Origin of the sequence: Streptococcus sp. UBA3373, from assembly GCF_002360305.1 — a bacterium.
Lineage (GTDB): Bacteria > Bacillota > Bacilli > Lactobacillales > Streptococcaceae > Streptococcus > Streptococcus alactolyticus.
Genome location: NZ_DEQF01000015.1, coordinates 1 through 3,264 on the forward strand (window position 1 = coordinate 1; position 3,264 = coordinate 3,264).

Here is a 3,264-nt window from a genome sequence, read left to right on the forward strand (position 1 = left end):
ACTAATCTTAGTATGTTTTTGATTGATAGAACTGATAGTAAGCGACTAATTGAAAATGAAATTCATGATGGATATTGAACTACTATTATATGAAAGAAAAGATATGACAAGAAAGAATTCGCCATTTACGACTAAAAAAACAACAATTAACGACTTAGGCGGTTATTTCTTCTCAAAGTAGGATATACTGAAATTATTCATGGCCATGACAATAACTAAAGAAACGGAGATGATCCAGATGGTAAAAACGTTAGAACAATTTGAAACATTGACCTCTGAACAGCTAGCAACTATTGAAGATGGTGGTAAAGGGATTTGTAAACCCGTGTATACTGGAGCTAACGGATATTCATGCCGTTATAGTAATGGTGAATGGGGCTATGTGGTCACTAAAGGAAACTTTCAAGCGGCAACTGATGTAATTGCGACAGGGTGGGTATCCTCTCTAGGTGGTGCGTATGGCTATGCGACGAGTTGGGGAAGACGACCATGATGTTTTCTAAACGACGAAAAAGAAAGCGTAGTACTTTTTATCATCAGATAGAGCTCGTTTATAATAATCCTAGTTTGAAGATTAGCAAAGATCTTCGCAAAGCTCTTTTAGAGAGCGCTTTAGGACTTGAAAAAGGAGACCGAATAGCTTATTTAGCCTATCGATTATATCCATTTGTTTGTGATGAGATATTGAATCAAAAAGCTAATCGTAATGATGAGTTAATCGTTTTACAAAAATATTTAGAAAGAACTCGTTGGAAATACTACTGGGGTGTTGTTTTAAGCATGGCATTTGCTCGTCAGTAGCATCACCCTAGCCATTGCATGCAATGCTATCTACGATTATTAGCTAAGGTTACTTGTTTTATAATACATTGGTTATAAGCGTTAGTCTGAAGGTCTAGCGCTTCTTTATAGCATAGGATATTATTGCTGGTTTAGTTAAAAAGGCTTTACAAGTCCTTTTTTTTATGTTAGAATGTACTCTGTGTGAAATAATAGCAGGAGAGTATGAAGCTCGTCAACAGTTGGCTCTTCTACAGTTTTTCTTCAATAGAAAAGCTCCTAGAAGTCGGAAAAAGTAATCTTGGCTGTTTAGATGAAAGTCACCTGCACGAATCAGGATTCTCTAATTTGTTATTTCCTACAAAATTTTTATTTTATAGGAGGACATTTTTAATGTCACGTTATACTGGTCCATCATGGAAACAATCTCGTCGCCTTGGCTTGTCACTTACAGGTACAGGTAAAGAATTAGCACGTCGTAACTACGTGCCAGGTCAACACGGTCCAAACAACCGTAGCAAATTGTCTGAATACGGTTTGCAATTGGCTGAAAAACAAAAACTTCGTTTTACTTACGGTCTAGGTGAAAAACAATTCCGTAACTTGTTCGTACAAGCTACTAAAGTAAAAGGTGGAACTCTTGGTTTCAACTTCATGGTTCTTCTTGAACGTCGTCTTGACAACGTTGTTTACCGTTTAGGTCTTGCAACTACTCGTCGTCAAGCTCGTCAATTCGTTAACCACGGTCACATCCTTGTTGACGGTAAACGTGTTGATATCCCTTCATACCGCGTAACTCCAGGTCAAGTGATCTCAGTTCGTGAAAAATCAGCTAAAGTACCAGCTATCCTTGAAGCTGTTGAAGCTACTCTTGGACGTCCAGCATTCGTATCATTCGACGCTGAAAAACTTGAAGGAACACTTACTCGTCTTCCAGAACGTGATGAAATCAACCCAGAAATCAACGAAGCACTTATCGTTGAATTCTACAACAAAATGCTTTAATTTTAAAAGAAGTATTGAAAAAGCCCTTTGTTGGGCTTTTTTGTTTGCAGAAAAAAGCCGTCAGATAGTTATCTAACGGTTAATGTTACATTGGGAGTAATTTGAGCACGAGGTTGGTCATTTGACGTGGTGATTCTTTTTTTCCGTTGGTTATCCAGGCTTGACATAATCCGAAAAAGGCAGAAGCCAGATAAATACTGCTGTATTCTGCTTCGACTGGGGTTAATTTCTCACGTTTGAAACGGCGTTGGAAATCGGTGTTGATAAATAATCTCACCTTGTTCACAATAAAGGTTTGAAATTCTCGTGTTCCATTTGCTGAGATGAGGGCAGACAGTAATTGCTCCCGTTTTAGAAATTCAAAAATCTCCAGAAAAGCAGCCTCTTTATCCCCAACGTGTTTTTCAAAAATGTACTCAATTTGATTAAATAAGGTTTGCTGGCAGGAATCAATCAACTCAAATTTATCCTTATAATGAGTGTAAAAGCTAGAACGACTAATGCCAGCTTCTTTGGCTAACTTTGTTGTTGTGATGTCATCAAAACTTTTGGTCTTTAGCAGGGTAACCATGGCGTTTTGAATAGCCTTTTTAGTGTTTGCTCTTCGATTGTCAGTTGTCATAGTCCTACTTTTTGAACATTTTTAGAATATGTGTCAAAAAACTCCTCCGTTAAACTTGAAATAATCTCGTAGATAAGTATAATGTATTATATCACAAATTTGGACAATGTGTATAAAATAGGAGACAATATGTTAGAAGAATTAAAAGCTCTTATAAAGACACCAAGGCTTTGGGTAACCATGATCGGTGTTGCCCTCATACCTTCTCTTTATAACCTCTCTTTTTTAGGTTCTATGTGGAATCCTTATGGTCGATTAGATGACTTGCCTGTTGCGGTGGTCAATCACGATAAGCCTGCAACATTGAACGATAAGAAAATTGCTATTGGCGACAACATGGTGGACAGTATGTCCAAAAATAAAGCGTTGGATTACCATTTTGTTAGTGAGGAAAAAGCTGAAAAAGGATTACAAGATGGTGACTATTATATGGTCATTGATTTGCCAGAAGACCTTTCAGAAAAAGCATCAACACTCTTGACAGATGATCCAGAGCAATTAACTATTCCTTATCAAACAACTGCTGGGCGTAGTTTTGTCGCTTCTAAAATGTCAGAAACAGCTATGAGTAAGCTAAAAGCAACAGTTTCTGAAAACATTACAGAAACTTACACAAAAGCTGTTTTCAAGAGTATGAAAAGCTTGCAAGGTGGTTTGAAAGAAGCTAGCTCTGGTGGCGATAAGCTTCTATCAGGTAGCCAGAAATTGCAGGAAGGTAGTCAAACGATTACGGATAATTTGAATGTGGCTGCTTCTGGTAGTCAGGCTTTGGCTGACGGAGCATCAACGCTTTCAAGTGGTTTGACGACTTACACGAATGGTGTTGGTCAATTATCAGGCGGAATTGGTACTCTTTC

5 protein-coding genes are annotated in these 3,264 nt (G+C 37.8%); 4 read left to right on the forward strand and 1 reads right to left on the reverse strand.

Annotated features, from left to right (window positions below; all coding sequences use genetic code 11):
• The first annotated feature begins 238 nt into the window (after window positions 1-238).
• The 3 genes from B3R79_RS02795 (at window position 239) to rpsD (ending at window position 1,785) form a co-directional block, all read left to right on the forward strand.
• Complete coding sequence (locus tag B3R79_RS02795) at window positions 239-493, forward strand: garvicin Q family class II bacteriocin (protein ID WP_293693612.1); 255 nt, start codon at window positions 239-241, stop codon at window positions 491-493.
• Window positions 490-801 (forward strand): bacteriocin immunity protein, encoded by a 312-nt coding sequence (locus tag B3R79_RS02800; protein ID WP_309297182.1) that lies wholly within the window; start codon window positions 490-492, stop codon window positions 799-801. Before B3R79_RS02795 ends, B3R79_RS02800 begins: the two co-directional genes overlap by 4 nt.
• Before the next feature lie 372 nt (window positions 802-1,173).
• Complete coding sequence (rpsD, locus tag B3R79_RS02805; protein WP_154454956.1) at window positions 1,174-1,785, forward strand: 30S ribosomal protein S4; 612 nt, start codon at window positions 1,174-1,176, stop codon at window positions 1,783-1,785.
• 85 nt (window positions 1,786-1,870) lie between these two features.
• On the opposite strand, the gene B3R79_RS02810 is transcribed toward rpsD, so the two are convergent.
• Entirely contained in the window at window positions 1,871-2,407 is a 537-nt protein-coding gene (locus tag B3R79_RS02810) for a TetR/AcrR family transcriptional regulator (protein ID WP_293693615.1), read from the reverse strand.
• Window positions 2,408-2,536: 129 nt separating this feature from the next.
• Here B3R79_RS02810 and B3R79_RS02815 point away from each other — a divergent pair.
• A partial coding sequence (locus B3R79_RS02815) for a YhgE/Pip family protein (protein WP_293693617.1) occupies window positions 2,537-3,264 on the forward strand: 728 nt, incomplete at its 3' end.